Source organism: Pyxidicoccus sp. MSG2 (assembly GCF_026626705.1).
In the GTDB taxonomy this organism is placed as follows: Bacteria; Myxococcota; Myxococcia; order Myxococcales; family Myxococcaceae; genus Myxococcus.
This window is the reverse complement of the sequence record NZ_JAPNKC010000001.1, coordinates 2,876,619-2,889,397: the sequence shown is the minus strand read 5'-3', so window position 1 is coordinate 2,889,397 and position 12,779 is coordinate 2,876,619. Positions and strand designations below refer to the sequence as shown.

Annotated in this window: 13 protein-coding genes; 5 read left to right on the top strand and 8 right to left on the bottom strand. The window is 70.8% G+C overall.

Annotation, left to right across the window (positions count from 1 at the left end):
* Positions 1-162 precede the first annotated feature (162 nt).
* On the bottom strand, positions 163-519 hold the full coding sequence (locus OV427_RS10580) for a hypothetical protein (protein WP_267855971.1): 357 nt from the start codon (positions 517-519) through the stop codon (positions 163-165).
* Positions 520-651: 132 nt separating this feature from the next.
* Here OV427_RS10580 and OV427_RS10575 point away from each other — a divergent pair, with 132 nt between their 5' ends.
* On the top strand, positions 652-2,301 hold the full coding sequence (locus OV427_RS10575) for an AMP-binding protein (RefSeq protein WP_267855970.1): 1,650 nt from the start codon (positions 652-654) through the stop codon (positions 2,299-2,301).
* On the opposite strand, the gene OV427_RS10570 is transcribed toward OV427_RS10575, so the two are convergent.
* The 3 genes from OV427_RS10570 to OV427_RS10560 are packed head-to-tail and all read right to left on the bottom strand — an operon-like array spanning position 2,288 to position 4,500.
* Entirely contained in the window at positions 2,288-2,785 is a 498-nt protein-coding gene (locus tag OV427_RS10570; protein ID WP_267855969.1) for a TfoX/Sxy family protein, read from the bottom strand. The genes OV427_RS10575 and OV427_RS10570 overlap by 14 nt on opposite strands.
* 18 nt (positions 2,786-2,803) lie before the next feature.
* Entirely contained in the window at positions 2,804-3,592 is a 789-nt protein-coding gene (locus OV427_RS10565) for an endonuclease/exonuclease/phosphatase family protein (protein WP_267855968.1), read from the bottom strand.
* Positions 3,589-4,500 (bottom strand): LysR family transcriptional regulator, encoded by a 912-nt coding sequence (locus tag OV427_RS10560; protein WP_267855967.1) that lies wholly within the window; start codon positions 4,498-4,500, stop codon positions 3,589-3,591. Before OV427_RS10560 ends, OV427_RS10565 begins: the two co-directional genes overlap by 4 nt.
* A gap of 70 nt (positions 4,501-4,570) precedes the next feature.
* On the opposite strand from OV427_RS10560, the gene OV427_RS10555 reads away from it, so the two are divergent.
* Positions 4,571-5,944 (top strand): MFS transporter, encoded by a 1,374-nt coding sequence (locus OV427_RS10555; protein ID WP_267855966.1) that lies wholly within the window; start codon positions 4,571-4,573, stop codon positions 5,942-5,944.
* Positions 5,945-5,954: 10 nt separating this feature from the next.
* Here OV427_RS10555 and OV427_RS10550 read toward each other — a convergent pair whose 3' ends face one another.
* Entirely contained in the window at positions 5,955-7,643 is a 1,689-nt protein-coding gene (locus OV427_RS10550) for a hypothetical protein (RefSeq protein ID WP_267855965.1), read from the bottom strand.
* A 302-nt stretch (positions 7,644-7,945) separates the two neighbouring features.
* On the opposite strand from OV427_RS10550, the gene OV427_RS10545 reads away from it, so the two are divergent.
* Together OV427_RS10545 and OV427_RS10540 are read left to right on the top strand one after the other, a co-directional pair.
* Entirely contained in the window at positions 7,946-8,647 is a 702-nt protein-coding gene (locus tag OV427_RS10545; RefSeq protein ID WP_267855964.1) for a DUF2339 domain-containing protein, read from the top strand.
* A gap of 1 nt (position 8,648) precedes the next feature.
* On the top strand, positions 8,649-9,320 hold the full coding sequence (locus OV427_RS10540; protein WP_267855963.1) for a hypothetical protein: 672 nt from the start codon (positions 8,649-8,651) through the stop codon (positions 9,318-9,320).
* Here OV427_RS10540 and OV427_RS10535 read toward each other — a convergent pair.
* From OV427_RS10535 to OV427_RS10525, 3 genes are all read right to left on the bottom strand, one after another.
* Positions 9,304-10,413 (bottom strand): serine/threonine-protein kinase, encoded by a 1,110-nt coding sequence (locus OV427_RS10535; protein ID WP_267855962.1) that lies wholly within the window; start codon positions 10,411-10,413, stop codon positions 9,304-9,306. The genes OV427_RS10540 and OV427_RS10535 overlap by 17 nt on opposite strands.
* Positions 10,414-10,430: 17 nt before the next feature.
* Entirely contained in the window at positions 10,431-11,582 is a 1,152-nt protein-coding gene (locus OV427_RS10530; protein WP_267855961.1) for a hypothetical protein, read from the bottom strand.
* A gap of 150 nt (positions 11,583-11,732) precedes the next feature.
* Positions 11,733-12,035: a hypothetical protein gene (locus OV427_RS10525; protein ID WP_267855960.1), complete on the bottom strand. Its 303-nt coding sequence runs from the start codon at positions 12,033-12,035 to the stop codon at positions 11,733-11,735.
* 168 nt (positions 12,036-12,203) lie between these two features.
* On the opposite strand from OV427_RS10525, the gene OV427_RS10520 reads away from it, so the two are divergent.
* Positions 12,204-12,674: a YqaA family protein gene (locus tag OV427_RS10520; RefSeq protein WP_267855959.1), complete on the top strand. Its 471-nt coding sequence runs from the start codon at positions 12,204-12,206 to the stop codon at positions 12,672-12,674.
* Positions 12,675-12,779 lie beyond the last annotated feature (105 nt).

The window sequence follows — 12,779 nt, the reverse complement described above, 5'->3', positions numbered from 1 at the left end:
GGGCGCCGCACGGCTTGAATGCCGCTTCGGCTTCGAGAAGCGGCTCCAAGGCCCCTGAGATGTAGGACAGGGGACAGGCGGACGGGGCCGGGCGGGCCGCTCCGGCCGGGGGCCGGGCAGGCAATGGGAGGCGGGTGGCGGGGGAAATACCGGGCGCGGGCACTACCCGCAGTCGTGCTCCAGGTTGACGTGGAAGTTGAACATGACGTTCTGGGTCCTGAGCACCACGTTCACCTGGCCGCGTCCCCCCACTGTCTTGCAGGGAGCCAGCCCGCCCACGTAGGTCCCTCCCGCGGCCGTGATGTGGTCCGGAACCCAGTCGCGGAGCGCCGGGACGTTGGCGTTCGCCATCACATACCCGGGAATGCCGCAGTCGAACCTGTCATCTCGCAGCTCGATGTCGACCCGCACCGTGTGACCGCTGAGGGTCAGATTGAACGAGTGTGGGTCCTGGCTGAGGTAGCTCGCGAAGGCATTGACGACCGCGGTTTCGATATCCGCGAGTGGCAGCGTGATCATGTCCGGTCTCCGTCCGGTCGAGGGGGTCGTGGGAGTGGACGCGCTGGCTTCGCCAATTGTGATTCTTCAGAGGCGCACACCCGCGCCATGGGGCACTTGCCGGGTGTCGACCAACGGCGGGACGATGGCCGCATGACCCACGCCCCGGTTCCCTCGTACGTCCACGGCACCAGCTCCACCCCGCTGCTCGGCGAGACGATTGGTCAGAACCTGCGCCGCACCGTCGAACGGCACGGAGACCGGGAGGCGCTGGTGGTGGCCTCGCAGAACTACCGGGCCACGTACCGGCAGCTCTGGGACACCACCACGCAGGTCGCGCTGGGGCTGCTGGCGCTGGGCGTGGAGAAGGGGGACCGGGTGGGCATCTGGTCTCCCAATCGCTTCGAGTGGGTGGTGGCCCAGTACGCCACCGCACGCATCGGCGCCATTCTCGTCAACCTCAACCCGGCCTACCGCACGTCGGAGCTGGAGTACGCGCTCATCCAGTCTGGAGTCAGCGTGCTGTTGCTGGCGCGCGGTTTCCGGCAGACGGACTACAAGTCCATGGTGGAGGAGGTCCGTCCCCGCTGCCCCGGCCTGCGCGTGACGATGGTGATGGACGATGACTGGCAGCTGCTCCTTTCCAACGCGAAGCACGTGAGCGAGCAGGCGCTGGAGCAGCGCGAGTCGTCGCTCCAGTTCGATGACCCCATCAACATCCAGTACACGTCCGGGACGACGGGCTTCCCCAAGGGCGCCACGCTGTCGCACCACAACGTGCTGAACAACGGGTTCTTCATCGGGGAGGCGCTGCACTACGGCCCCGAGGACCGCGTCTGCATCCCCGTGCCCTTCTACCACTGCTTCGGCATGGTGATTGGCAACCTGGCGTGCACGTCACACGGCGCCACCATGGTGATTCCGGGCGAGGCCTTCGACGCGCTGGCCGTGCTGCAGACGGTGCAGGCGGAGCGGTGCACGTCGCTGTACGGCGTGCCCACCATGTTCATCGCGGAGCTGGACCACCCTCGCTTCGGCGAGTTCGACCTGAAGTCGCTGCGCACGGGCGTCATGGCGGGCTCACCGTGTCCGGTGGAGGTGATGAAGCAGGTGCAGTCGCGGATGAACATGCGCGAGGTGACCATCTGCTACGGGATGACGGAGACGTCACCCGTGTCCACGCAGAGCGCGCTGGATGACCCGCTGGACAAGCGGGTGTCCACGGTAGGGCGCATCCACCCGCATCTGGAGGTGAAGATTGTGGACGCGGACTCGGGCGCGGTGGTGCCCCGGGGGCAGCCGGGTGAGCTGTGCACGCGCGGGTACAGCGTGATGCTCGGGTACTGGGAGAACCCGACGGCCACGGAGGCGGCGGTGGACCGGGCGGGGTGGATGCATACGGGCGACCTGGCCACGATGGACGCGGACGGCTACGTGAAGATTGTCGGCCGCATCAAGGACATGATCATCCGGGGTGGAGAGAACATCTACCCGCGCGAGGTGGAGGAGTTCCTCCACACGCATCCCGGCGTGAGCGAGGCGCAGGTCATCGGCGTGCCGAGCAAGAAGTACGGCGAGGAGGTGATGGCCTGGGTGAAGACGAAGCCCGGCGTGACGCTCACGGAGGAGGAGCTGCGGAAGCACTGCACCGGGCGCATCTCCACGTACAAGGTGCCGCGCTACTGGAAGTTCGTGGACGCGTTCCCGATGACGGTGACGGGGAAGGTGCAGAAGTTCCGGATGCGCGAGCTGTCCGTGGGCGAGCTGGGCCTGGAGGACGCGGAGGCCATCAAGACCGCTTGACGCGGGAAGCGGCCTTGCGCGCGGCCTTCTTCACCGGAGCCGCCTTCTTGCTCGCGGGCGCCTTCTTGCTCGCAGGTACCTTCTTGCTCGCAGGTACCTTCTTGCGCGCAGGCGCCTCCTTCTTCGCCGCGGCCTTCTTCTTCGGCGCCTTCTTCAGCGCCGCCCGCTCTGCCGCAGCCACCGCCTTGCGCGCCCAGGGCAGCAGGGCATACGCGTCATCCGCCGCGTCCGCGGGTGGCAGCCAGTAGCCCATCTCCACGCTCTTCCCCCCGCCCTCGTAAACGAAGGGCCGGCAGCCCGCGGCCTGGAAGTCCGGCTTCGTGACGTCATCCACCTTCAGGAACAACTGCCCCTGCGCGATGAGCCCGAACATCCGCCCGCCGAAGTACAGCCCCCAGCCGCCGAACATCGACCGCGACTGCACCGGCCCGAGCTTCTCCAGCAACTCCACCGTGTAATCCACGAAGCTGTCCGTCTTCGCCATGACTCCCTCCCCATTCACTCAGCGAAACGTCGCCACCAGCGGGTTGTGGTCCGACGTGTCTCCCACTTCCAGCACCTCCGCCGACACCAGCCGCTCCGCCATCCTTGGCGAGGCGAAGACGTAGTCCGTGCGGTAATCAATCGTCACGCCGCCCCGGTTCCTCCGCGCCGTCACCCACTTCGACGACGCGGGCCGCTCCAGCAGCGTGTCCACCCAGCCGTACTCCTCCACGTCGTCGATGACGTCGAAGCGCGGCGGGTGCCCGTACTTGTCCGTCCCCGCCTTCCGCAGCCGGTCCTCCAGGTCCACCGGGTACGGGTCCTTCCGCGACAGCGAATTCAAATCCCCCGCCAGCAGGTAGCGCCCCTCGCGGAACGCCGCCCCGTCCAGCAGCGAGCGCAGGTAGCGCGCCTCCACGTACCGCAGCTTCTCCTGGTGCGCGTCGAAGTGTGTCCCGAACAGCGTCACCGGCCCATTCACATCCAGCTCGCACTGGATGATGCAGTGCCCCAGGAAGTGTCTGTCATTGTGTACGCTCACCGAGCGCAGCGCGGGACGGCTCACCACCGCCACGTGGTAGCAGCGCCCGCTCGGCCGCGAGCGCGACTGTCCCAGCACCATGTGCGCGTCGTCCTGCGGCACGTCCAGCGCCTCCGCCACCCGTCGCAGCCTTCCGCCGTCGTCCCAGCCCAGGCACTCCTGCAGCACCAGCACGTCCGGGGACTCGCGCGCCAGGAAGGTGAGGATGGCGTCGAACCGCTCCTCGCCCCCTTGCAGCACGTTGAACGTCATCACCTTCGTCGTCATGACTGGCCTCTGCCCCAAGGCTCGGGCATCGCGCGGATGCTGTCCACGATGAAGGTCTTCAGTGCCCGCGCCGCCGCCGTGAGGTAGCCCTCGCCCCGGTGCACCAGCGCCACCTGCCGCTTCGGCCCGCGCACCAGCGGCACCACGTCGAACCCCTGCGCCTGGTGGTCTCGCGTCATCAACTCCGGCACCAGCGCCACGCCCAGCCCCCGCTCCACCATGCGGCGGATGGCCTCCGCGTTGTCCGTCTCCAGCGCCAGCTTCGGCGTCACCCCGCGCGCCTCGCACTCCGCCTCCAGCGCGCGCGTGCCGCTCATGCCGGGGATGACCACCCACGACTCCCCCACCACCTCCGCCAGCGCCACCGGCTTGCCCTGTCTCGCCAGCCGGTGCCCGCGCGGCACCACCAGCGTCAGCCGCTCCTCCCACAATTTCTGCGCCACCAGGTCCGCCCGCCGCACTGGCAGGGACAGGATGGCCAGGTCGAGCACCCCCCGCGCCACGCTCTCCTCCAGCGCCTGCGCGGTGCCCTCACTCAGCCGGGGCCGCACCTCCGGGAAGCGCTGCGCGAAGGCCGGGATGATGTCCGGCATCAGGTACGCGCCCACCGTGTGCAAGGTGCCCAGGGACACCGAGCCCTGGGGCGTGCTCGACAGCCGCTCCAGCTCCGAGGTGCCCTTCGAGAGCGCCTCCAGCGCGCGCTGGGCGTGCGGCAGGAAGCGCTCCCCCGCGTCCGTGAGCACCGCCCCGCCGGGCGTGCGGACGAGCAGGCGCGTGCCCAGCTCGGCCTCCAGCGACTGCAACTGCCGCGACAGTCCGGACTGCGACAGGCCCAGTCCCTTCGCGGCGATGGAGAGGCGGCCCTCCTGCGCCACCTGGAGGAAGGCCCTGAGCTGTTCGGTGGTCATGCGGTTTCCGCAAGAAGTCTATGCGCAAGGTGCGGTTTCCGCATGGCCTTCAGGGGCGTAGACGTAGGGCATGGATGGAAGCGGCTTGACGGTGGAGCCCCTGGCCAGCACGCGCCCGGGCACGGCGCGGCGGATGGCCACCGGCGCGGTGTTGCTGGCCCTGGTGGTCAGCGCCTTCGAGGGCACGGTGGTGACGAGCGCCATGCCCACCATCACCCGTGAGCTTGGTGGCGAACACCTCTACTCGTGGGTGTTCTCCGCCTTCCTCTTCGCCTCCACCGTGGGCGTACTCATCTCCGGCAAGCTGGCCGACAGGCTGGGCCGCCGGCCCGTCTTCTTCGGCGGCATGGGGCTGTTCCTCGTCGGCTCGGCGCTGTGCGGCCTGTCCGAGTCCGTGCCCATGCTCATCGCCTTCCGGGTGATGCAGGGCCTGGGCGCCGGCGCGCTCCAGCCCACCACGCTCACCATCAGCGCGGACCTCTACACGCTGCGCGAGCGCGCCGCAGTGCAGGGCCTCTTCACCGGCGCCTGGGCCGTGGGCAACAGCCTGGGCCCGCTCATCGGCGGCTGGCTGGTGATGCATGCCTCGTGGCGCTGGGTGTTCCTCGTCAACGTGCCCGTGGGGTTGTTCGCCGCGGCGCTCCTGTACCTCTCCTACCGCGACCCGCCGCGCCGCTCGGACGTGAAGCTGGACCGGTGGGGCCCGCTCCTGGCCGGTACCACCGCGGCGCTGCTCCTGTTCTCGCTCGAGCCCGGACACGCGGAGGCCCGGTGGCTGTGTGTGCTGGGCGCCGTGCTCGTGGGCGCGGTGCTGGTGCGCCAGCAGCGCGCGTCGGTGAATCCGCTGCTGCCGGCGGAGTTGCTGAAGGACCGCACCGTGCTGACCGGCGTGGCGGGCAGCGTCGCGGGCGGCGCGCTGCTCTACAGCATGGCCGCGTGGGTGCCCCTGTGGATGACGGAGCAGGGCGGGCACACGCCGGTGGGCGCGGGCCTCGCACTGCTGCCGATGCTGCTGGGCTGGTCCGTGGGCTCCACCTTCGGCGTGAAGTTGCTGGTGCGCGGCGGCATGCGCCTGAGCGCGGGCGTGAGCTTCGCGGTGGCTGCGGTGGGCGCGGGCTTCCTCGCCCTGTCCGCCGCCCTTGGCTGGGGCGTGCCCGCGGCCCTCGTGGGCCTGGGGATTCTCGGCCTGGGGCTGGGGCCGGCCGCGAGCACCTCGCTCATCGGTCCCCAGTCCCGCGCGCCGTGGCACCACCGGGGCATCGTCACGAGCAGCCTCTACGCGATGCGGCTGCTGGGGGGCTCGCTGTCGGTGGCCCTGCTGGCGCTGGCGCGCGGGCACTTCGCCGCGCAGTTCGCCATCGCCGCGGGGCTCACCGCCACTGCGGCGCTGGTGCTGGCGCTGTTCGCCCCCGGCAGGACGGAGCCGGGGGCGTCCGAGGCCTGAGCGGCCCGGCTCAGGCCGTGCTTTCGGGGACGCTGAGCAGCCCGCAGAGCGCCGCCGCGCGGCTGATGCTGAAGCGGTCATTGAGCATCAGCGGCCGCTTCCCCACCGCGTACCCTTCCGAGACGACGGACTCCACGGTGAGGGAGTAGTGGGAGCCCGGCTGGAGGACTCCCGGAGGCAACCGGACGGAGGTGGCGCCGCCGTCCACGTAGAGCTGCAGGGTGGGAATGGGGAACGGGGAGCCCGGGTCGTCCAGGTCCAGGCGCTGGAGCCTCAGCAGATAGACATCCGGCGCTCCATCCGAGGGCTGCTCCCACCCGATGACGTGCGCCCCGGCCTCCAGCGTGCGTGAGCTGTAGGCCTCCGTCCCGTCGATGGTGAGCTGGCGAGGTGGCTGGATTCGGGGAAGCAGCGGCCCGCCCGCGAGCCGCGCCGGTCGATCCTGCACGAAGGTGGAGGCCGTGAGGGTGAGAGTCATTCCGTCGGGCGTCCGCACGGGGACGGCGAAGGTTGTTGCGGCCCGGGCCACCGCGCCCGGATGGGTCTGCGAGGGATTGCCATAGACAACCGTGCCCGCGAGGTCGTCCGGCCCGTCGTGCGGAACGCCCAGGCTCATCAGCTCGCCCGGGAAGCCCATCCAGCCCTCGGTGGAGGGCTCGGCCGAGGCCGGCCGCATGGAGAACCGGGACGTCGCGGGGACGGCCTCGGGGTGCACGTCGGCGGCGAGGGACGTGAAGGCAGACAGCCTCCAGTCCAGCGGCAGCTCCCGCAGGGGCAGCGGCACGAGCCGGCCCTCGAGGTCGAGGGTGAGGGTGCCGTCATGGGAGAAAGGCGGCAGGTGGAGCGCGCGCACCGCCGTGAGGTAGCGCTGGACGCCGCCGCCGGGCAGGGCGCACAGCTCGCGCGGAGACTGCTGCACCACCCGGGCCCGGTCGCCGCGCTCCGCCTCGAACATGGGCACCCGGGCGGGCTGGAGCTCCTCCACCGCCGCGGTCGCTCCCTCGAACATGTCGTAGAGGACCAGGGAGGTCCCGAAGCCCAGCTGCTCGGAGACGAGCTGGAGGTCGGAGAAGGGCGGTACCTGCCGGCCCTCCAGTCCGCTGAAGCGGTCATGCCAGGGCTCGAGGTTGCCCAGGCTCACGCGCAGTGACGACTCGAAGTCCAGGTCCACGATGTCGTCCCGGAGCGGCTGGTTGAAGCCCAGGTCCACCTCGCGTGCGCCGGTGACGAGGACGTTGTTGCCGTCCTTCAGGTAGTAGACGCCCGGAGGCACGTACGGGAACACGTATTCGCCCGGTGCCCCGGGCGCGCCGGGTATGGGGACGAAGGAGTCTCCCTCCAGGACGAACAACTCGAGTGCGCCCGGCGGGAAGTTCCAGGGCTGCTCCTCCTCGTCTTCCGTCGAGAGGTCGCGCCGGTAGCTCGTGACGCGTACCGCGTTGGGCCCCGGCGCCTCGCTGTCGGCCTCTCCCTCCGTCTCGAAGGGGTCACCGTCAGGGACGGAGTCGGTCGGCTCCTCTCCGGTGTCGCGGCCCGCGTTGAACACGTCCGGGTCCGTGTTTCCGCCCGTGTCCGACTCGCTCGTGTCTCCTGCCACCAGGGCCCCGGCGACTCTGGCCGTTGGAAGCTCGGCCGCGGAGCAGCCCGTGCCGGTGAGGCACAGGAACAGCGCCATCAACAGCAAACGCCAGAACGGCATGGTCTCCTCGGTCCAACGTCCCCGCTCCGGCCGCAGGCCCGTCGCGGGGGTGTCTTCCAGCAGGGTGACTCTACAAACTCCCTTCCGCCCGGGTAGGGCGGGAAGCGTCCCGAGGAGGGACGGCGGGTGGGCGGCCAGCCATGGGCCGGAGCGTGCAGCCTTCCGCGCGGCGGCGTGCACCGCGCTGCACAGCCGCTGCACGGGCCGCCGTGCAAGTGTGCTTGATGCCTCGCGTCATGCGATGGCAGGGCGGCTGCATTCGGGCTCCTCCGCGCGCCGAAACCTGGCGCTGGAGGAACCCGATGCACACGACGACGACGAAGTGGGACACGAAGGTACTGGGGGGCGTGGGCGGCGGCCTGCTGCTCCTGGCGGTGATGTTCCTCTGGCGCGACCTGCAGGTGCCGCGCGAGCTGCTGCTCGCGGTGGCCGCCGTGGGGGCGGCGGGACTGGCGTTCCTGAACGTGCCCAACACGCGCGGGCTCCTGGGCCCCGTCGCCGTGCTCGCCTGCGCCGTGGCGGGTGGTCTCTGGTACGCGGCGACGAAGCAGGAGTTGCTGCTGGTGGGGCTGGCCCTGACGCTCGCCGTCTCCGCCGTGACGGTGTGGCGCTCGCGCACTCACGGCGGCGACGCGCCCGACCGCATCCGGGATGTCCTTGCCTGGTATGGCCTCACCGCCGCGGCCGTCGCCGCGTCGTGGGCCTTCTACTTCCACTTCCTCACGCTCGGCATCGCCGAGGACAACGTGGCCCGCCGGCTGGTGCTCACGCTGGGGTGGCTGGTGGTGGGCGTGGCCCTCGTGCTCATGGCCCGCCGTCGCGACACGCCCGTCATGCGCGACGCCGGCTTCGCCTTCGTGGGCATCGCCGTGGGCAAGGCGCTCCTCTATGACACCGTGAATCTCCACGGCTCCCTGCGCGTGGTGGGCCTGGCCGCCGCGGGCGCGCTGATGGTGGGCGCGGCCTTGTGGTCCTCGCGTGCGTCCGAGTCCCGGAGCGCATGACATGAGCGCCCTGTTCTCCGTCACCAGCGCGCTGTGGCTGGCCATGGCCCCGGCGGGGACGTGCTGGCTGCCCACCGACCAGACCGCGGGCTGGAAGCGCGTGGAGCTGCCCGAGGCCGCGCCCGCGCTCGCCGCCCCCGAGGACGTGGACCAGTTCCGCGTGGGCGAGCCCGCGCGACTGCTGGAGTCCGACTCGAAGGTATACGTCGGCGCCACCCACTCGAAGCCCGGGCGCATGGCCTACGCGTTCCGCGTCCCGCCCGGCACCACGCGCCTGGAGGTGTCCTTCCTGGAGCCGCTGCGCGGGGCCAAGGTGGACGCCACCGCCTCCGCGGAGGCCCGCACCTTTCCGCTGCTGAGCGAGCGGCGGCAGGCAGGGGCGTCACTCGTGCTGGACTGGTACGCGGCGGACGTGGACGGCGTGGTGGTGGAGGTCCATCACCACCTGCGCAAGCGGCCCGTGGTGCGCTCGTGGCGCACGGGGCGCGATGTCTGGCCGGAGCGGGAGGCCTCGGTGCCCACGGCCTTCAAGGCTCCGCGCGCGCTCTACTTCCTCCACCCGGGAGGCGGGCGCTACGTCACCCTGTGCCAGTCTCCCGGGCGGACGCTCACGCTGTCGAGCTGGCCCGCCGAAGGGGCGCCCGCGGCCGTGTCACTCACGCGGGCACCTTGAGCAGCACCCACGGCCATAGCCTCCCCAGCGCGGCGCGCAGCGAGGCCGCGTCGGGGTAGCGGTCCCCGGGCCGCTTCTCCAGGAGCTTCATCACGACGTGCTCGAAGGGCGCTGGCAGGTCCGGGCACAGCGTGCGCGGCGGCACCGGGGCCTGCTGCACGTGCAGGAACATCAGCGGCACCGGCTGCTCGTGACGGAAGGGGAGCTGGCCGGTGAGCAGCTCGTAGGCCACCACGCCCAGCGCGTACAGGTCCGTGGCGGGTGACACCGGAGGGTTGCCCATCACCTGCTCGGGCGCCATGTACTCCGGCGTGCCGAGCACCGCCCCCTGCGCCGTGGCGCCGACCACGTGCGTGCTCTTCGCCAGACCGAAGTCCATCAGCTTGAGCACGCCGGTGCGGGTGATGAAGAGGTTGGCGGGCTTCACGTCGCGGTGGAGCACGCCGCGTCCGTGCGCGTGCTCCAGCGCCACCGTGGCGTGGGTGAGCCACCGCAGGGCCTCGGCCCGGGTGGCGCGCCGCTCGGCCAGCAGTTGCCGGAGGTCCGTGCCCTCCAGCAGCTCCATGGTGAGGTAGTGCCGCTCACCGTCCACGCCGGCGTCGAAGACGCGGAGGATGTTGAGGTGCTCCAGCGCCCGCACGTGCTCCACCTCCTGATGGAAGCGCGCCACCAGGGCGTCGTGGGCGTGGGGCACCGCGAGGACCTTCAGTGCCACGCGCAGGTCCTGCCGCAGGTCGGTGGCCTCGTACACCGTGGCGCTGCCCCCGGCGCCGAGCCACCGCTCCACGCGGTAGCGCTCCGCCACCACCTGACCCGGCATCAGCCCTCGCACCAGCGGAGATGGAGGGAGCGGCGTCACCACACCCTGCAGCAGCGTGCCGTGGGGTGACACCGGCGTCAGCGGACGCAGCGTGTCTCCCAGAGACACCGCGGGAGGCGGCGTCACCGGACGCAACAGCTCCTCCGCTGGCGTCGTGCCGGGCTTGCGTGCACGTGCGGGCCCCGGCGTCTCACCGGGCCGCTCCTTCTCCGCCCGCTCCACGGCGCCGCCGAGGTACGCCACGTCGCCGGGCTCATCATCCGTCGGGTGCACCGTGCGGGCTCCCGGGCTCAGGGGTCGAGCAGCGACACGTGGGACGGAGCCCCCGCGCCCTCGAGGTCCAGGTGCGGGGTGGGCAGGTTGTACTCGGCGGCGGCGCTGGTGGCCTCGACGATGATGGGGCCCGCGATTTCCGGCGGCTCGCCATGGCACAGCAGGTCCACCACGTGCTCCAGCGTCCACTTGCCCAGCCGGCTCACCACCAGCCGCGTGCCGTCATACTGCGCCGTGTCCGACAGCTCCTTGCTCGCCGCCAGCTTCGCCTCCACAGAGCCGCCCAGGTAGCCGCGCGCCAGCGTCAGCACCCGGTCCAGCACCGCGTTCCACGCCTGGAGATGGGTGCGGTCCTGCGCCTCGTCCATGATGTCCAGGCCCACCTGCAAGCGCTCCATCCGCTCCAGGAACTGCTGCACCAGCGGCCCGCGGATGATGCGGCCGTGCTGCGGCGCAATCACCTCCACCGCGGGTGTCAGCTTGCGGATGGCCGCCACCGCGCGCACCAGTGCCGCGTTCACCGGCATGTAGATTTGATGGAACGCGCGGATGCCGGACCAGTCGGACTCGTCCGCCCACAGCCCCTTGGCGTTGGAGTCGGTGAGGCCGCCGAAGAGGTCTCCGGTGAAGAGCACCCGCGTCTGCAAGTCATAGAGCATCACCGCGCCCCGGAAGTGGCAGAAGGGCGAGGGCACCGGCAGCAGCTTGTGTCCGGTGGGCACGCTCAGCCCCTGAGCGAATTTCTCGGTGGGGATGAAGCGGTGGCGCGGCAGGTTCTGGTGGACGATGAGCCGCCACGTGTCCTCCGTGCAGAGGATGCCCGCACGTGGCGCGTAGCGCGCGGAGATGAGGCTCGCCGACGAGCCCACGTCCGGGTCCTGGTGGTTGATGAACATCGCCGACAGCCGCTCCATCCCACCAATCAGCGACGTCACCTTGGTGTGGATGGTGGAGAAGTCGCTGCTGGAGCCCGGGTCGATGAGGAGGTTGAACTCGGTCTGCCGCTGCGTCTTCGTGTCGGCGCCCTTGAAGCGGCGCAGGTACGGGTTGGCGAAGAAGATGGCTCCGGGCTCTCGCTTGCCGACCCAGAATATCTCGGGGGCAATCTCCACCGGGGCGAGACGGAGGTCGGGGGACGGGCTCGGGACGGGGGCAACGGTGCTGCTCATGGGCTCGGCGTTCCTTCGCGGGGGGAAGTCACCGAGCCCCATAGCAAGCCGCGCGCCGCCCCGTGACGCACCGGGACGGGACGCACTTCGCCTGGCGAGGGCGCAGTTCCTGCGTTCCCCCGCGAAACGGCGCATTCCGTGCGGGGCCCGCTACTGCACGAGCGGTGGCTGCAGCGTGCCGAAGCGCTCGATGCCCTGGTCCACCGCGGCGCGCACCGCGTGCAGCACGGCGTCATCCGTGAGGTGCCGCACCAACACCAGGCGCGTGGCGAGGAGCGACGGCGCGTCCGCCAACCGCCGCTGGAGTGCGTCCAGCGGTACCAGGGTGAGGGTGAAGCCCCGGCCGTCACGAAGCCGCACCACCACGTCCAGCCCGTCCTGGTGCGACAACTCAGGGTCGTCCGCGACGAGGATGGAGGCCACCCGGGAGTCTCCCGAATCCATGGACCGCATGCGCCCTCCCCCATGACACGGGCCCGGTACGGGCCCTCGCGCAGCATGAGCACCGGTGTGGGCAGGCGGGCAACCCGGCGCACGGGCCGGTTGCTCGGGAGCGGACGGTGGGAAGCCCCCCGCGCGTGGCGGGGGCGTGGCAGAGTCTGCGCCCTCCACCCGCCCTCCATGCCCGACCCTTCGACACTCTCCGCCTGGGGGCTTCCGGGCCTCTTCTTCGTCGCCATGCTCGCGGGCTCGGTGGTTCCCGTGCCCTCGGAGGCGGCGCTCGCCGCGCTCATCTACGGCGGCACGCCCCCGGTGATGGCTGTCTGCGTGGCCACTGTCGGCAACGTGCTGGGCGCGCTGTCGCTGTACGCGCTGGGCCGGTGGGTGGCGGCCGGGGGCGGCGGGCCGCTGGGCCGGTGGTATGCGCGGCGGCGCGCGAAGGAGGGCCCGCGCATGGAGCGCATCGAGGCGCGTGTGCGCACCTGGGGCGCGCCCGCGCTGGTCATGTCGTGGATGCCGGTGGTGGGTGACGCATTCGTCATCGCCGGGGGCATGCTCGGCGTCCGGCCGCTGCCGTTCGTCCTCTTCGTCACACTCGGAAAAGGGCTGCGCTATCTCTTCGTCGCGCTCTCCACTGCCGCGGCGATGTAGCAATTGTTTCCATATATTTTTCACCTGGGTTTTACGCGCCGCTTTTCGGAACTTCCTCGATAAACGAGACTGGTGGCGCGCGTGCTGTTTCACGCGTGAATCACT

Coding starts and splice junctions, on each gene's coding strand:
- OV427_RS10530 (WP_267855961.1), bottom strand. CDS start 11,582: ATGAGCAGCACCGTTGCCCCCGTCCCGAGCCCGTCCCCCGACCTCCGT.
- OV427_RS10565 (WP_267855968.1), bottom strand. CDS start 3,592: ATGACGACGAAGGTGATGACGTTCAACGTGCTGCAAGGGGGCGAGGAG.
- OV427_RS10550 (WP_267855965.1), bottom strand. CDS start 7,643: ATGCCGTTCTGGCGTTTGCTGTTGATGGCGCTGTTCCTGTGCCTCACC.
- OV427_RS10575 (WP_267855970.1), top strand. CDS start 652: ATGACCCACGCCCCGGTTCCCTCGTACGTCCACGGCACCAGCTCCACC.
- OV427_RS10560 (WP_267855967.1), bottom strand. CDS start 4,500: ATGACCACCGAACAGCTCAGGGCCTTCCTCCAGGTGGCGCAGGAGGGC.
- OV427_RS10555 (WP_267855966.1), top strand. CDS start 4,571: ATGGATGGAAGCGGCTTGACGGTGGAGCCCCTGGCCAGCACGCGCCCG.
- OV427_RS10580 (WP_267855971.1), bottom strand. CDS start 519: ATGATCACGCTGCCACTCGCGGATATCGAAACCGCGGTCGTCAATGCC.
- OV427_RS10520 (WP_267855959.1), top strand. CDS start 12,204: ATGCCCGACCCTTCGACACTCTCCGCCTGGGGGCTTCCGGGCCTCTTC.
- OV427_RS10545 (WP_267855964.1), top strand. CDS start 7,946: ATGCACACGACGACGACGAAGTGGGACACGAAGGTACTGGGGGGCGTG.
- OV427_RS10570 (WP_267855969.1), bottom strand. CDS start 2,785: ATGGCGAAGACGGACAGCTTCGTGGATTACACGGTGGAGTTGCTGGAG.
- OV427_RS10540 (WP_267855963.1), top strand. CDS start 8,649: ATGAGCGCCCTGTTCTCCGTCACCAGCGCGCTGTGGCTGGCCATGGCC.
- OV427_RS10525 (WP_267855960.1), bottom strand. CDS start 12,035: ATGCGGTCCATGGATTCGGGAGACTCCCGGGTGGCCTCCATCCTCGTC.